At 70.1% G+C, this 14,147-nt stretch carries 12 protein-coding genes; 10 read left to right on the top strand and 2 right to left on the bottom strand.

Annotated elements, in window-relative coordinates; translation table 11 throughout:
• Positions 1-375: 375 nt before the first annotated feature.
• From nrdR to ABZZ04_RS17445, 3 genes are all read left to right on the top strand, one after another.
• Positions 376-888, top strand: coding sequence for a transcriptional regulator NrdR (gene nrdR, locus ABZZ04_RS17455; protein ID WP_148839803.1), 513 nt, complete (start codon positions 376-378; stop codon positions 886-888).
• 159 nt (positions 889-1,047) lie between these two features.
• Positions 1,048-3,942 (top strand): vitamin B12-dependent ribonucleotide reductase, encoded by a 2,895-nt coding sequence (locus ABZZ04_RS17450; protein WP_356933079.1) that lies wholly within the window; start codon positions 1,048-1,050, stop codon positions 3,940-3,942.
• Between the two features lie 271 nt (positions 3,943-4,213).
• The gene (locus ABZZ04_RS17445) at positions 4,214-4,975 is read left to right on the top strand and encodes a GNAT family N-acetyltransferase (RefSeq protein ID WP_356933078.1); all 762 of its coding nucleotides are present in this window, start codon (positions 4,214-4,216) and stop codon (positions 4,973-4,975) included.
• 132 nt (positions 4,976-5,107) lie between these two features.
• Here the strand turns inward: ABZZ04_RS17445 and ABZZ04_RS17440 are convergent, their stop codons facing one another.
• On the bottom strand, positions 5,108-5,644 hold the full coding sequence (locus ABZZ04_RS17440; RefSeq protein ID WP_356933077.1) for a TerD family protein: 537 nt from the start codon (positions 5,642-5,644) through the stop codon (positions 5,108-5,110).
• A gap of 169 nt (positions 5,645-5,813) precedes the next feature.
• Here ABZZ04_RS17440 and ABZZ04_RS17435 point away from each other — a divergent pair, with 169 nt between their 5' ends.
• Positions 5,814-6,419 (top strand): YdbC family protein, encoded by a 606-nt coding sequence (locus ABZZ04_RS17435; RefSeq protein WP_356933076.1) that lies wholly within the window; start codon positions 5,814-5,816, stop codon positions 6,417-6,419.
• 70 nt (positions 6,420-6,489) lie between these two features.
• Here ABZZ04_RS17435 and ABZZ04_RS17430 read toward each other — a convergent pair whose 3' ends face one another.
• Entirely contained in the window at positions 6,490-7,176 is a 687-nt protein-coding gene (locus tag ABZZ04_RS17430; RefSeq protein WP_356933075.1) for a TetR/AcrR family transcriptional regulator, read from the bottom strand.
• 173 nt (positions 7,177-7,349) lie between these two features.
• On the opposite strand from ABZZ04_RS17430, the gene ABZZ04_RS17425 reads away from it, so the two are divergent.
• The 6 genes from ABZZ04_RS17425 (at position 7,350) to ABZZ04_RS17400 (ending at position 14,112) form a co-directional block, all read left to right on the top strand.
• A complete protein-coding gene (locus ABZZ04_RS17425) occupies positions 7,350-8,960 on the top strand; it encodes an ABC-F family ATP-binding cassette domain-containing protein (RefSeq protein ID WP_356933074.1) in 1,611 nt (536 codons plus the stop codon).
• A 25-nt stretch (positions 8,961-8,985) separates the two neighbouring features.
• The gene (locus tag ABZZ04_RS17420) at positions 8,986-9,645 is read left to right on the top strand and encodes a histidine phosphatase family protein (protein WP_356933073.1); all 660 of its coding nucleotides are present in this window, start codon (positions 8,986-8,988) and stop codon (positions 9,643-9,645) included.
• 12 nt (positions 9,646-9,657) lie between these two features.
• Entirely contained in the window at positions 9,658-10,578 is a 921-nt protein-coding gene (locus ABZZ04_RS17415; protein ID WP_356933072.1) for an ADP-ribosylglycohydrolase family protein, read from the top strand.
• Between the two features lie 218 nt (positions 10,579-10,796).
• Positions 10,797-12,524 carry a DUF4153 domain-containing protein gene (locus ABZZ04_RS17410; RefSeq protein ID WP_356933071.1) on the top strand — a complete coding sequence of 576 codons (1,728 nt, stop codon included), beginning with the start codon at positions 10,797-10,799 and terminating at the stop codon, positions 12,522-12,524.
• Positions 12,525-12,726: 202 nt separating this feature from the next.
• Positions 12,727-13,437, top strand: coding sequence for a ribonuclease HII (locus ABZZ04_RS17405; protein ID WP_356933070.1), 711 nt, complete (start codon positions 12,727-12,729; stop codon positions 13,435-13,437).
• Positions 13,438-13,497: 60 nt separating this feature from the next.
• Complete coding sequence (locus tag ABZZ04_RS17400) at positions 13,498-14,112, top strand: hypothetical protein (RefSeq protein ID WP_356933069.1); 615 nt, start codon at positions 13,498-13,500, stop codon at positions 14,110-14,112.
• Positions 14,113-14,147 lie beyond the last annotated feature (35 nt).

Raw genomic sequence — 14,147 nt, 5'->3', positions numbered from 1 at the left:
GGCGGTTCACGGTAGCGGCCGCCGGGGTGCCGCCGTCGCGCGGGGCGGTCGGGCCGGGGTGGTCGCACGGGAGGGGCTCGGGCCGTTGTCGGGGTCCGACAGCGGGAGCCCCGCGATCCTGGCCGCCCCGCCGTTCCCGTACCCTCTTCCACGGCCGTACGCTGCCTGCCGATCGCTCGTGATGCGCGACACGCGGTAGGGCTGGATGTGCAACCAAACCCAAGATCTAGTGGTTGGATTGCCTCGGCCGCCCAGAAGTTGTGGTCCCCGGTCTGCCGGGGGTGTGGCCATCGCCTATGCTTGTCACTGCTTCGAGGGGCCCCTGCGGGCCCTGCAGAGGCTATTCAGTCGTGCTGTGAAGGAGGGTTGGGAGCCATGCACTGCCCCTTCTGCAGGCACCCCGACAGCCGGGTCGTCGACAGTCGCACCACCGATGACGGCACGTCCATCCGGCGCCGCCGCCAGTGTCCCGACTGCTCCCGCCGTTTCACCACGGTGGAGACCTGCTCGCTGATGGTGGTGAAGCGCAGCGGCGTGACCGAGCCCTTCAGTCGCACCAAGGTCATCTCCGGCGTGCGCAAGGCGTGCCAGGGCCGGCCGGTCACCGAGGACGCCCTCGCCAAGCTCGGCCAGCGTGTCGAGGAGGCGGTGCGCGCCACCGGCAGTGCCGAGCTGACCACGCACGACGTGGGCCTGGCCATCCTCGGCCCCCTGCAGGAACTCGACCTCGTCGCGTACCTGCGCTTCGCGTCCGTGTACCGGGCGTTCGACACACTCGAAGACTTCGAGGCCGCCATCGCGGAACTCCGTGAGCAGCGGCCTCCCGCGAAAGAGCGCGGGAAGGGCGAGACCCCCGCGGTCCCCGTTCCCGCCGTCGCCGCCGACTAGAGCGGCACCGGCCTGCCGGCACGGGTCCGTGGACCGGCGGCGGGACGGCTTCATGAACCTGCTTCGGGCACTGTGCGGTGCCCGAAGCATCAGAGACAGACTGTGCCCCGGGAAGTTCTGGGCACTTCAGGGCGTTTTTGCCCACATATGGGAGGCGGCATGACAGAGACGGCGAGCGGCCCGGCACGAGGTTCCCGTACCAAGGGATCCAAGGCGAGCAAGGGTCTGCGCATCGAGCGCATCCACACCACCCCCGGCGTGCATCCGTACGACGAGGTGACGTGGGAGCGCCGTGACGTCGTCATGACCAACTGGCGCGACGGCTCGATCAACTTCGAGCAGCGTGGCGTCGAGTTCCCCGACTTCTGGTCGGTGAACGCGGTCAACATCGTCACCAGCAAGTACTTCCGCGGGGCCGTCGGCACCCCGCAGCGCGAGACCGGTCTGAAGCAGCTCATCGACCGGATCGTGAAGACGTACCGCAAGGCCGGCGAGGACCACGGCTACTTCGCCTCTCCCGCGGACGCCGAGATCTTCGAGCACGAGCTGGCGTACGCCCTCCTGCACCAGATCTTCAGCTTCAACTCGCCGGTCTGGTTCAACGTCGGCACGCCCCAGCCGCAGCAGGTCTCCGCCTGCTTCATCCTGTCCGTCGACGACTCCATGGAGTCGATCCTCGACTGGTACAAGGAAGAGGGCATGATCTTCAAGGGCGGCTCCGGCGCCGGCCTGAACCTCTCCCGCATCCGCTCCTCCAAGGAGCTGCTGTCCTCCGGCGGCAACGCCTCCGGCCCGGTCTCCTTCATGCGCGGCGCCGACGCCTCCGCCGGAACGATCAAGTCCGGCGGCGCCACCCGACGCGCGGCCAAGATGGTCATCCTCGACGTCGACCACCCCGACATCGAGAACTTCATCGAGACCAAGGTCAAGGAGGAGGAGAAGATCCGCGCCCTGCGCGACGCGGGCTTCGACATGGACCTGGGCGGCGACGACATCACGTCGGTCCAGTACCAGAACGCCAACAACTCGGTCCGGGTGAACGACGAGTTCATGAAGGCCGTGGAGTCCGGCGGCAAGTTCGGGCTGCGCGCCCGGATGACCGGCGAGGTCATCGAGGAGGTCGAGGCCAAGTCCCTCTTCCGCAAGATGGCGGAGGCGGCCTGGGCGTGCGCCGACCCGGGTATCCAGTACGACGACACGATCAACCAGTGGCACACCTGCCCGGAGTCCGGCCGGATCAACGGCTCGAACCCCTGCAGCGAGTACATGCACCTGGACAACACCTCGTGCAACCTCGCCTCGCTGAACCTGATGAAGTTCCTCAAGGACGACGGCAAGGGCAACCAGTCCTTCGAGTCCGAGCGCTTCGCCAAGGTCGTCGAGCTGGTCATCACCGCGATGGACATCTCCATCTGCTTCGCGGACTTCCCGACCCAGAAGATCGGCGAGAACACCCGCGCCTTCCGCCAGCTGGGCATCGGTTACGCCAACCTCGGCGCCCTGCTGATGGCGACCGGCCACGCCTACGACAGCGACGGCGGCCGCGCCCTCGCCGGTGCCATCACCTCGCTGATGACCGGCACCTCGTACAAGCGCTCCGCCGAACTCGCCGCGGTCGTCGGCGCGTACGACGGCTACGCCCGCAACGCCGAGCCGCACCAGCGCGTCATGAAGCAGCACGCCGACGCCAACGCCGCGGCCGTCCGCATGGACGACCTGGACAACCCGATCTGGGCCGCCGCCACGGAGGCCTGGCAGGACGTGATCCGCCTCGGCGCGAAGAACGGTTTCCGCAACTCGCAGGCCTCGGTCATCGCGCCCACCGGCACCATCGGTCTCGCGATGTCCTGCGACACCACCGGCCTCGAACCCGACCTCGCCCTGGTCAAGTTCAAGAAGCTGGTCGGCGGCGGCTCGATGCAGATCGTGAACGGCACCGTCCCGCAGGCCCTGCGCCGCCTGGGCTACCAGGAGGAGCAGATCGAGGCGATCGTCGCCCACATCGCCGAGCACGGCAATGTGATCGACGCCCCCGGTCTGAAGCCCGAGCACTACGAGGTCTTCGACTGCGCCATGGGCGAGCGCTCCATCTCCGCGATGGGCCACGTCCGCATGATGGCCGCGATCCAGCCGTGGATCTCCGGCGCCCTGTCCAAGACGGTGAACCTGCCGGAGACGGCCACCGTCGAGGACGTCGAGGAGGTCTACTTCGAGGCGTGGAAGATGGGCGTCAAGGCGCTCGCCATCTACCGCGACAACTGCAAGGTCGGCCAGCCCCTCTCCGCGAAGACCAAGGAGAAGGAGAAGGCGGAGGTCACGGCCAAGGCCGAGGAGACCATCCGCACCGCGGTCGAGAAGGTCGTCGAGTACCGCCCGGTCCGCAAGCGCCTCCCCAAGGGCCGCCCCGGCATCACCACCTCCTTCACGGTGGGCGGCGCCGAGGGCTACATGACCGCCAACTCCTACCCGGACGACGGTCTCGGCGAGGTCTTCCTGAAGATGTCCAAGCAGGGTTCGACTCTCGCGGGCATGATGGACGCCTTCTCCATCGCCGTCTCGGTCGGTCTGCAGTACGGCGTCCCGCTGGAGACGTACGTCTCGAAGTTCACCAACATGCGCTTCGAGCCGGCCGGCATGACGGACGACCCGGACGTGCGGATGGCGCAGTCGATCGTCGACTACATCTTCCGCCGCCTCGCGCTGGACTTCCTGCCCTTCGAGACCCGCTCCGCCCTGGGCATCCACTCGGCCGAGGAGCGTCAGCGCCACCTCGACACCGGTTCGTACGAACCCTCCCTGGAGGACGAGGACCTGGACGTCGAGAGCCTGGCCCAGTCCGCGCCGCTGCGGACGGAGCCGCTGAAGGCGGTGGCCGCGGTGCAGGAAGCCGAGAAGCCCGCGCCGAAGACCGCGCACACCTCGGCGGAACTCGTCGAGATGCAGCTGGGCATCAGCGCGGACGCGCCGCTCTGCTTCTCCTGCGGCACGAAGATGCAGCGCGCCGGATCCTGCTACATCTGCGAGGGCTGCGGCTCGACCAGCGGTTGCAGCTGATACCGGGTTCGACCGTGTCCGACGCGGCGTTGAGCGTCCGTCGCTGAGGACACCGAACCACGCATGAGGAAGGGTGCCGGCCATGTGCCGGCACCCTTTCCGGCGTCCCGGCCCCGCGAAGGTCCGCAGATGCCGTGCCCTTTGCACGTCGAAGCCGTACGGGGTGCTTCACCGTCCTCCGGCGGTGAAGCACCCCGGGACGCCGGGGAGTCGTGCTCCCCGCGGAACAATTCGAAGGCGCCCGCGGCGCACGGCTGCGTAGAGTCCCCCCATGCCGAGCCCGGAACTCCAGCGGATCACTGCCTTCTTGACCGACTTCGCCCGCCGCCAGGCCGAGCGAGTCGTCGAACTGCCGGGTGGGTTCGCCGCACTTGACGACACATTCGCCCGTTCCCGCGCGAACAACCAGATCTTCATCGACACGGCCGTGGATCCGGAGGCGCTGCCCGCCGTCGCGGAGAAGACTCTGGGGCATCTGAACCACCGGATGATCTCCGTGCTCGACGACGGTGTCGCGACGGCGTGCGCGGAGCCGCTGACCCGGGCCGGATACACCCACTCCACCTATCTGCTCATGCTGCACGCGGGGCCGGTGCCGACCGGCGGGCCCGCGGAGGAGGTGGACCTCGACGCGCTGCGCGCTCCGCTCGCCCGGCAGTGGCGGGAATTCCTCCCGGACGTGGACGACGAGGTCGTGCGTCACCTCGTCGACCGGCGCGAGGTCCGTCGGCGCGGGGCCGACGTCGTGCGCTTCATCGGCGCCCGCACGGAGGAGGGTGAGGTCGCCTCATGGGCCGACCTCTATCTGGACCCGGCGACCGGCACGGCCCAGATCGAGGACCTGGTCACCTCGAAGGCCCACCTCGGGCGCGGCCACGCCGACGCCGTCCTGACCACCGCCCTGTGCTCGGCCGCCGCCGAGGGCTGCGGCACCCGCTTCCTGTCGGCCGACGAGGAGGACTGGCCGCGCCACTGGTACGAGCGCTGCGGCTTCTCCGTCATCGGCCGCACGCACTGCTTCGAACGCGGCTGAACGCGGGACGGTCCAAGCGGGGGAGCGGCCGAACGGCGGTCCGCGATAAGGAAGGAGGCCGTTCGGCGACCGGCCTCCTCGGCGTGCCGGTCGGTGCCTTGCCCGCCGGCCTCCTCGGCGTGCCGTGACGCGTCACGCTCCGGGCGTACGGCTTCCCATCTCACCGGCGAACGAGTCGGGGTCCCCGTCGAAGCCGCGAACCATGCTGCGGAACTCCCATGCCCCGGAGGCGCCGCGGACGAACTCGGCGACGGTCGCCGCGGTGGCGGCACCGACTGCGGAGAAGTCGTCCTCCGCCAGGTTCGTGTAGCCCTCCCTGATCTGGACTCCGGTGCTCGGTATGTCGGCGAAGGCCTTGCGACCGTCGCGCTGCTGGATGGCGACCCCGACGACGACCCGGGCGTACGTGGGTGCCAGCCGGCTCAGTTCCAGCGTCATCACCTCGTCGAAACCGAAGCCCTGACCGGTCCTGCTGTCGCGATTGAGGCTGATGGTGCCGTCGGGCGAACGGCTGTCGAAGTGCACCAGATACGCGGGGCTGCCGTACGGCGCGTCCGCGAGGTACGTCGCCGCGATGATGTCGAGGTCATGGTCGGGGGTGCCCGAAGGACTGGGATCCCATTTGAGCCTGACTTCGACCTTCTCGATGTCCTTGTTGGGCGTGCTCATCGGACTTGCCTCCCTGGCTTGCCGCCGGGCCGTCGGGCCGTTCGTTCCACCCGATCATGTCCGTAACGGACCGTGGAGCCAACCGACTTGGCCCTCGATGGCGGAATCGGGCCACTGCCGCTCCGTCGGAGGGTGACCCGCGCCACGTCCGGCGCCGTACGATGGCGCAGTGCTGGTCAAGTGGATTCGTTGCACCGTGGTGGACCGTCGAGGCTTTGAACGGGGGCAGCGGAAGTGGGCGGAACTGCTGGGCGAGCCCGGATTCAGGGGGCGGGGCGGTGGGTGGAGCCGGGAACGCCCGGACGTGGCGCACGTCTTCGCCTTCTGGGAGAACCGTGTCTTCTACGACTCCTTCATGGCGCGGGCGCACGACGATCTGGCAGCCGCGCAGTCCGGTACGTACAGCGGCATTCAGGTCAAGCTGTTCGAGTACCGCTTCGACGTGAAGACCGGTTTTGAGCCACGCTTCACCGACGCGGACGTCGTCAGGGTGGCGCACAGCAAGGTTCGTGAAGACCGGGTGGAGCACTTCGCGTTGATGCAGGAACGGGTGTGGAACCCGGCGATGGCCGGATCGCCCGGCATGCTGCGAGGGGTGTTCGGCGAGGCGCCGGGGCACGAGTTCCTGGTGCTGTCCATGTGGCAGTCGAGCGCCGAGCGGGGCAAGTACCGGGCGGGGAGCATCGAGCGGCTGTCGCAACGGGCACAGATCGAGGACGACGTGGCGGCGCTGGCGGGAGACGTCGTGCAACTGGAACCCTCCTGGACGGTATGACGGGTCGGTGCGGCGGATCCGGCCGCGCCGGTGGTCGGGGTGGCCTGTCGCAGCTGCCACGAGCCGCCGGTCAGGCGGGTCCGGCCGGGGCGTCGGTGTCTTCCGGGGCGGTCGCGGTGTCGAAGACCCCGGCCCGGGCGGCGGCCAGGGCGGCGGCGGCACTCCGGTCGGCCAACTCCCCGTCGACGGGCTCGCGGGTGATGAACAATCTGAGGAACAGCGGTGACACGACGGCTCTGACAAGCGCCCCCGCATCCGTTCTCCGGTCGAGCTCGTGCCGGGCCACGGCGCGCGAGACGATGGCCTCGCAGCGCGCGAACCGCCCTGCGTAGAAGGCGTTCAGAGCCTCCGCGGCGCGTTTGGACTGGAACGCCGCGGCGATGAAGGCGGTCGGCGCGGCCGCCGTGGCGGGAGTGGTGAAGGACTCGGCCGTCGTGTGCGCCAGCGCACGCAGATCCCCTTCCAGGCTTCCGGTGTCGGGCGGCGCCCAACTGTCCTCTCCGGCCAGGTCGAGGGCGTCCGCGACCAGTCCTTCGATGTTCTCCCAGCGCCGGTAGAGGGTCGTCTTGTGGATGCCGGCGTGCTCCGCGACGTATTCGACGGTGAGGCCCGGGTAGCCGTGTTCCACCAGTCCGGTGAGAACGGCGTCCCGGACCGCTGCCCGGGTCCGGGCGGTGCGACCGCCGGGGCGGCGGGTGCCGGGCGCGAGCGGAGCCGTCGGTGTCCCGGCCAGCGAGGCGTTTCCTTGCTCATTCAATTGCTACTCCAGTTGCGTTAGTGGATTTCAGTGTGCCACACTCGCCTTAATGCGACAACGGTTGTGTTTGTCTGTACTCGCCGGCTCCGCCCCGGGCGGCCCGGTCGGCGCCCGCTGTCGCTGCTTGTCCCCAGATCGACTTGTTTCCCGAACGACCGAATCAGGAGGCGCTCTTGCCCACGCAGATCTCATTGCGCGATGTGTCCGTGTCCCGAGGTGAAAGGCTGTTGCTCGACGATGTCTCGTTGACCGTGCGCCCCGGCGAACGGATCGGCGTCGTGGGGGAGAACGGCGCGGGGAAGACGACCCTGCTCCGCCTGCTCGCAGGCCTCGAAAGGCCCGATTCCGGAAGCGCGTTCACGGCCGCGGACGGCGGTACGGGCCTGCTGGCCCAGACCCCGCGGCTGCCGCCCGACAGCACGGTCCAGGACGTGATCGACGACGCGCTCGCCGAACTGCGCACGATGGAAAGGCGGTTGCGCGAGGCCGAGGCGGACCTCGGTACGGCCGACCGGGTCGTGCTCGCCTCCTACGGGGACCTGCTCACCGAGTTCGAGGCACGCGGCGGATACGAGGCGGACGCGCGCGTGGACAAGGCGATGCACGGTCTCGGTCTCGCCCACATAGGACCGGACAGGAGACTGGGCAGCCTCTCCGGCGGCGAGCAGGCACGGCTCGGCATCGCCTGCCTGATCGCGGCGAGTCCCGAGGTGATGCTGCTCGACGAACCCACCAACCACTTGGACGGGGCGGCTCTCGACTGGCTGGAGAGCGCCCTGCTGGCACACACCGGCACGGTGGTCGCGGTCTCCCACGACCGGGTCTTCCTGGAACGGGTGGCCACGGCGGTGCTGGAGGTCGATGCCGACCGGCGCACGGTCGTGCGCCACGGGGGCGGCTACTCGGGATTCCGGGCCGAGCAGGACGCCGCACGGCGACGCTGGGAACAGTCCTACGCCCAGTGGTGCGAGGAGACCGCGCGGCTGGAGGAGTACACGACGACCACCGCCCACGGCGTCGCGGCCGGCCGTGCCATCAAGGACAACAACAAGATGGCCTACGACCGGGCCGGTGGCCGGGTCCAGGCATCGGTGTCCGGCCGGATCCGCAACGCCGAGAAGCGCCTGGACCGGCTGAGGGAGCAGCCGGTCCCCAGGCCGCCCGATCCACTGCGCTTCGCCGCCCTGCCTGCCGCCGGTACGACCGGGGGCGAGCTCGTCTCGCTGACGGACGTACGCGTCGGTGACCGGCTCGAGATCGGCCGGCTCTCCGTGGCGGCGACCGACCGGATCCTGATCCACGGTGGCAACGGCGCCGGGAAGTCCACTCTGCTCCGCGTCATGGCGGGCGTGCTCGAACCGGACGCGGGGTGTGTGATCCGGCGGGGCCGGATCGGCTACCTCGCGCAGGAGGTGCCGGTGAACCGTCCGACGGAGAGCGTGCTCGCGACATTCGGCCGAGGACTGCCCCTCACCGAGGACGAGCAGGAGGAACTGCTGCTCTCGTACGGACTGTTCCGCCCCCGGGACCTCCGGGTGCCGGTCGGGTCGCTCTCCGCCGGGCAGCGCAGACGGCTCGCCCTCGCCCGCCTGCTGGCCCGGCCCGCGGACCTGCTGCTGCTCGACGAGCCCGCGAACCATCTGGCGCTCGGCCTCGTGCAGGAGCTGGAGGAGGCGCTGGCCCACTGGCGGGGCGCGCTGGTCGTCGTCTCCCACGACCGGCTGCTGCGCCGTCGCTTCACCGGTGACATTCGTCGGATGGAGTCCGGACAACTGCTCGAATGAGCCGTGCTCGATCTAGGGTCGGTACATGGCACGACCGCAACGCATCGTCCTCGTCCGGCACGGGGAGTCCGAGGGCAACGCAGACGACACGGTGTACGAGCGCGTGCCGGACCACGCGCTGAGGCTCACCGCGACAGGGCTGAGGCAGGCCAGGGAGACGGGCCTGCGGCTGCGGGAGATGTTCGGGCACGAGCGCGTCAGCGTGTACATCTCGCCCTATCGCCGCACCCACGACACCTTCCGGTCCTTCGGCCTCGATCTCGAACGGGTGCGGGTCCGGGAGGAACCGCGCCTGCGGGAACAGGACTGGGGGAACTGGCAGGACCGGGACGACGTGCGCCTGCAGAAGGCCTACCGCGACGCGTACGGCCACTTCTTCTACCGCTTCGCGCAGGGGGAGTCCGGAGCCGATGTGTACGACCGGGTCGGGGCTTTCCTGGAGAGCCTGTACCGCAGCTTCGAAGCCCCCGACCACCCGGAGAACGTCCTGCTCGTCACACACGGGCTGACCATGCGTTTGTTCTGCATGCGCTGGTTCCACTGGTCGGTGGCCGAGTTCGAGTCGCTGTCCAACCCGGGCAACGGGGAGACCCGGACGCTGATACTCGGCGAGGACGGGCGGTACACCCTGGACCGGCCCTTCGAACGCTGGAGAACCCCTGAGCCCTACGGCATCACCGGATAGAGTGGATGAGCGATGACAACCGCTGACTCTGCTTCCGACCAACGTTTCGCACGAGCCCTCGCCAGCCTGCACGGACTGTCCGTGGGAGACGCACTGGGCTCCCAGTTCTTTGTTCCCGTCAACTATCCGCTGCTGAAGCGGCGCGAAATCCCGCCGGGCCCCTGGCAATGGACGGACGACACCGAAATGGCCGTCTCGGTGCTGGCCGTGCTGGGGGAGCACCAGCGGATCGACCAGGACACACTGGCCCGTTCCTTCGCCGAGCACCACGACTTCGACCGGGGATACGGCCCCGCGGTGAACCGCATGCTCAGGCTGGTCCGCGAAGGCGGCGACTGGCGGGAGCTGGCGTCCGCGCTGTTCCAGGGCCAGGGCTCCTGGGGCAACGGCTCGGCGATGCGCATCGCGCCGCTCGGCGCCTGGTACGCGGACGACCCGGAGCAGGCCACCCACCAGGCCGAGATCTCCTCCTACACCACGCACCAGCACCGCGAGGCGGTCGTGGGCGCCATGGCGGTCGCGGCCGCGGCCTCCCTGGCGGCGGCGGACACCGGCCCGCCCACCCCGGCGGACCTGCTCGACGGCGTGATCGCCCTCGTACCGCGCAGCGCGGTGGGTGCCGGACTGCGCCGGGCGCGCGACATGCTCGACTACGACGACGCCGGTACCGTCGCGGCGGTCCTCGGCAACGGCCGGCGCACCAGCGCGCACGACACCGTCCCGTTCGCCCTCTGGTCGGCGGCACGGGGCCTCGGCGACTTCGAGCAGGCTTTCTGGGTGACGGCCCAGGCGGGCGGAGACGTCGACACCACCTGCGCGATCGTCGGCGGGATCGTCGCGGCGGGCAGGAACGGTGCGCCGCCGGCCGACTGGTCGGCACAGACGGAGGAACTGCCGGACTGGCTCCCGCGCCGGAACGGCGACGCCACCTGAATCACCGACGCGTGAGGCGCCGCCCGGTGCCGTCCGTCTGTCACGGTACTGCCACAGCCCCTCCCTCCCTGCCGGAAGCGGCAAGAGGAGGGGCTACTCTTTCGGCCACGCCGCCGTCGATGATCATTTTGACGCGTGTGCGCCGAATCGAGACGCCGGGGTGCCCCAGCAGCTGCCCTGCGGGTGGTGCGCGCGGGCCTCGGCAGGGGAGGGGTCCCATGTCCGATCACACGCCAGGAACCACCGGGCCGGAAGAAGCCCCCGAGCCGTCCGGACGAACGGAACGGGGCGGAGCGTCCGAGCAGGCCGCATCGGTGAAGGCACCGGAGCCCGGCGACGGCATCCCCGAGCCGCCGAGGACACCGAAGTACGCACAACAGCAGGGCAGACGGCAACCACCGCCCAGCCATTGGCAGCCGCAGAGACCCCAGGAGCCCGCGCTGGCGCGACTGCGCCCGGCCGCGCCGGCCGCCATCCGCGGCGCGACGCTCTGCTGCGTCCTCGTCACGGCGCTGCTGAGCTCCCTGCTGCTGGAAGACGGCCTCGGGCCGAATCTGCTGATCGTCGCTGTTCCCGCCTCGCTCGGGGCCTTCTACGCCGCGCGGGCGGCCGGCCGCCGCCTCCGCCCGTGGACCACCTGCTGGGCGGTCGGCGGCCTGGCGCTCCTCGCGGTGCCCGCTCTCAGGTCCGCCGGATGGCCCGTGTTCCTCGCCGTCGTCTCGGCCATTGCGCTCGGCTCGCTCGCCCTGCACGGAAGCCGCAGCTGGCTCGGGGTGTTCCTCGGTTCACTGGGGCTGTTCACCTCCATTGCCGACGGGCTGGCCTGGGGCGGCCGGGGCGTGTACGTCCGGGTCGCGGATTCCCGGGGCCGCCTGGGTGTCATCCTGCGCAGCACCGGGGTGGCGCTCGTCCTGCTCGTCGTGTTCGGGGCGCTGTTCGCCAGTGCGGACGCCGCCTTCGCCGACGTGCTCGGCGGCCTGATGCCCGACACGTCGATGAAGAACAGCCCCTGGCAGGTCCTCCTCTTCGTCACCGGCCTGATCGGTGCACTCGCCGCCGCGTACACCGCGGCCGCCCCGGTGCGCTGGGACGGCATCACCATCCGTCGGGGCAAGGCACGCGGGCGGCTGGAATGGGCCCTGCCCCTCATCGTGCTGAATCTGCTGTTCGCCGTCTTCATCGCCATCCAGCTCACCGTGCTGCTCGGCGGATACGACAAGGTGATGGCCGAGACGAGCCTCAGCCACGCCCAGTACGCCCGCCAGGGTTTCTGGCAGCTCCTCTGGGCGACACTGCTCACCCTGCTGGTCATCGCGCTCGCCCTGCGCTGGGCCCCGCGCGGGCGGGAAGGCGATCGCACGCTCGTCCGGGGCGTGCTCGGTGTGCTGTGCCTGCTCACCCTCACCGTCGTGGCCTCCGCGCTGAGAAGGATGGATCTGTACGTCGACGAGTACGGACTGACACGGCTGCGAATATCCGTGGCCGCGGTCGAGCTCTGGCTCGGCGTGGTGATCGTCCTGATCCTGGTCGCGGGAGTGTTCGGCGCCCGCCTGCTGCCGCGAGCCGTCGCGGTCAGCGCCGCCGTCGCCGTCCTCACGTTCGGCCTCGTCTCGCCGGACGTGCTGATCGCGGAGCAGAACGTCCAGCGCTACCGCGACGACCGATCCATCGACATCTCCTACCTCCGGGGCCTGTCGGCCGACGCCGTACCGGCCCTGGACGCACTGCCCGAACCGCTGCGCTCCTGCGCCCTCATGGACATCGAGCGGTCACTGCGCTCCGACGACGCGTCCTGGTACGCCACCGACCTGGGCGAGGCGCGGGCCCGGGACATCCTGCGGAAGAATCCGATCTCCCGCGATCCGATGCGGTCCTGCATGGCCTCACGCACGGGCGGCGACGGTGAAACGGGCGTCGACCAGTACGACCCCTACGACCCGTACTGATCGGCCCCGCCCACGCGTTCGGGCCGTACCGGCCGAGTTTTCCGAGGTGGCGGCACTGCACCGTACGGGTACGGCCCGACGCGCGGGCCGTGCTCCCGCGGACGTGCCGCCACCCGCTCCGTGATCCGCCGAGAGGTTCCGGCGACCGACGGGAGCCCCGGGGTTTTGTCGGCGTCGCCATCGGCGTACGCTGACAGGCGCCATGCCGTACGAACCACCCACGCACACCGTCGAGCGCTCGCTGCGCGCCACCACCGGTGCCAAGATCGTTGCCGGTGTCGATGAGGTCGGACGCGGAGCGTGGGCGGGACCGGTCACTGTCTGTGCGGCCGTCACCGGCCTCCGCAGACCTCCCGCCGGGCTCACCGACTCCAAGTTGATCAGTCCCAAGCGCCGTGCGGAGCTGGCGCCGTTGCTGGAGAGCTGGGTCACCGCCTTCGGTCTCGGTGACGCCTCCCCCCAAGAGATCGACGAGCTCGGGATGACCGCCGCACTGCGCCTGGCCGCTGTACGTGCCCTCGATGCCCTGCCGGTCCGGCCGGACGCGGTGATCCTCGACGGCAAGCACGACTACCTGGGGGCGCCCTGGCAGGTCCGCACCGTGATCAAGGGCGACCAGTCCTGCATCGCGGTCGCGGCCGCTTCGGTGATCGCGAAGGTCCGCCGGGACACGATGATGGCCGAACTGGGCGCGGAATCCGGCGAGTACGCCGACTTCGCCTTCGACGCCAACGCCGGTTACCCGTCGCCCGCACACAGGGCCGCGCTGGAGGAGCAGGGGCCCACGCCCCACCACCGCCTCTCGTGGTCCTACCTCGACGCGTTGCCCAGGTGGCAGCACCTCAAGAAAGTCCGTATCTCCGCCGAGGCGGCTGCACTGGAAAGCGGGGGCCAGCTCGGCTTCGACTTCTGATCGCACATCTGTACCCACCCGCCGACGCCCCGAGCGACGGCGTTTGATAGACAACCACTCATGCCTCTCATCCCCGAGGAGCCTCAGATTCACGAGAGCGCCCAGGGTCCCCGCGCCACTCCGGCCTCAGGCCGTACCGCGTCGACCCCCCGTCCCGTACCCGGCCCGCGTTCAGCGGCCACGCCGCGCCCCGGTCGTCCCGGACCCGGCCCCGCGAAGCCCGCGCCCCCGGCGCAGCGCCCGCACCCCACTCCCGGTCGGCCCCAGTCGGGTCGGCAGGAAAATCGTTCCGCACCGCAGCTCCAGCTGATCCCCGCCTCGGTGGGCGGTGCTCTCGACGCCGCCGACGAAGCGGTGGACCTGCTGCTCGAATCCGGCCGCGCGCCGGGCGAGATCCTGGTGCTCACCACCGGTGAGCAGCACCCGTGGGCCGCGCACGAGCTCTCCTTCGGCGAGGCCGCCTACTGGGCGCAGCACGAGGCCGGCGACGATGTCTTCTTCGCCGGTGTCGCGGCTGCGGACCGGGTGAAGTCCCGTCCCGTGGTGATCGTCGCCGTTAACGGGGACGGCGAGGTCGCGCCTGCGCTGACCGACGCACGGGAACGTGCCGGAGCACTGCTGATCGTGTGCGGGGACCCGCAGCGGATCAACGCGGTGCTCGGCGCTGGGGTCTGATCCGCAGGGCACCCGGAACCATGACGGCCCGGCCG

It is taken from the genome of Streptomyces sp. NPDC006435 (assembly GCF_040612315.1).
GTDB lineage: Bacteria > Actinomycetota > Actinomycetes > Streptomycetales > Streptomycetaceae > Streptomyces.
This window is presented reverse-complemented; position numbering and strand designations above follow the sequence as displayed.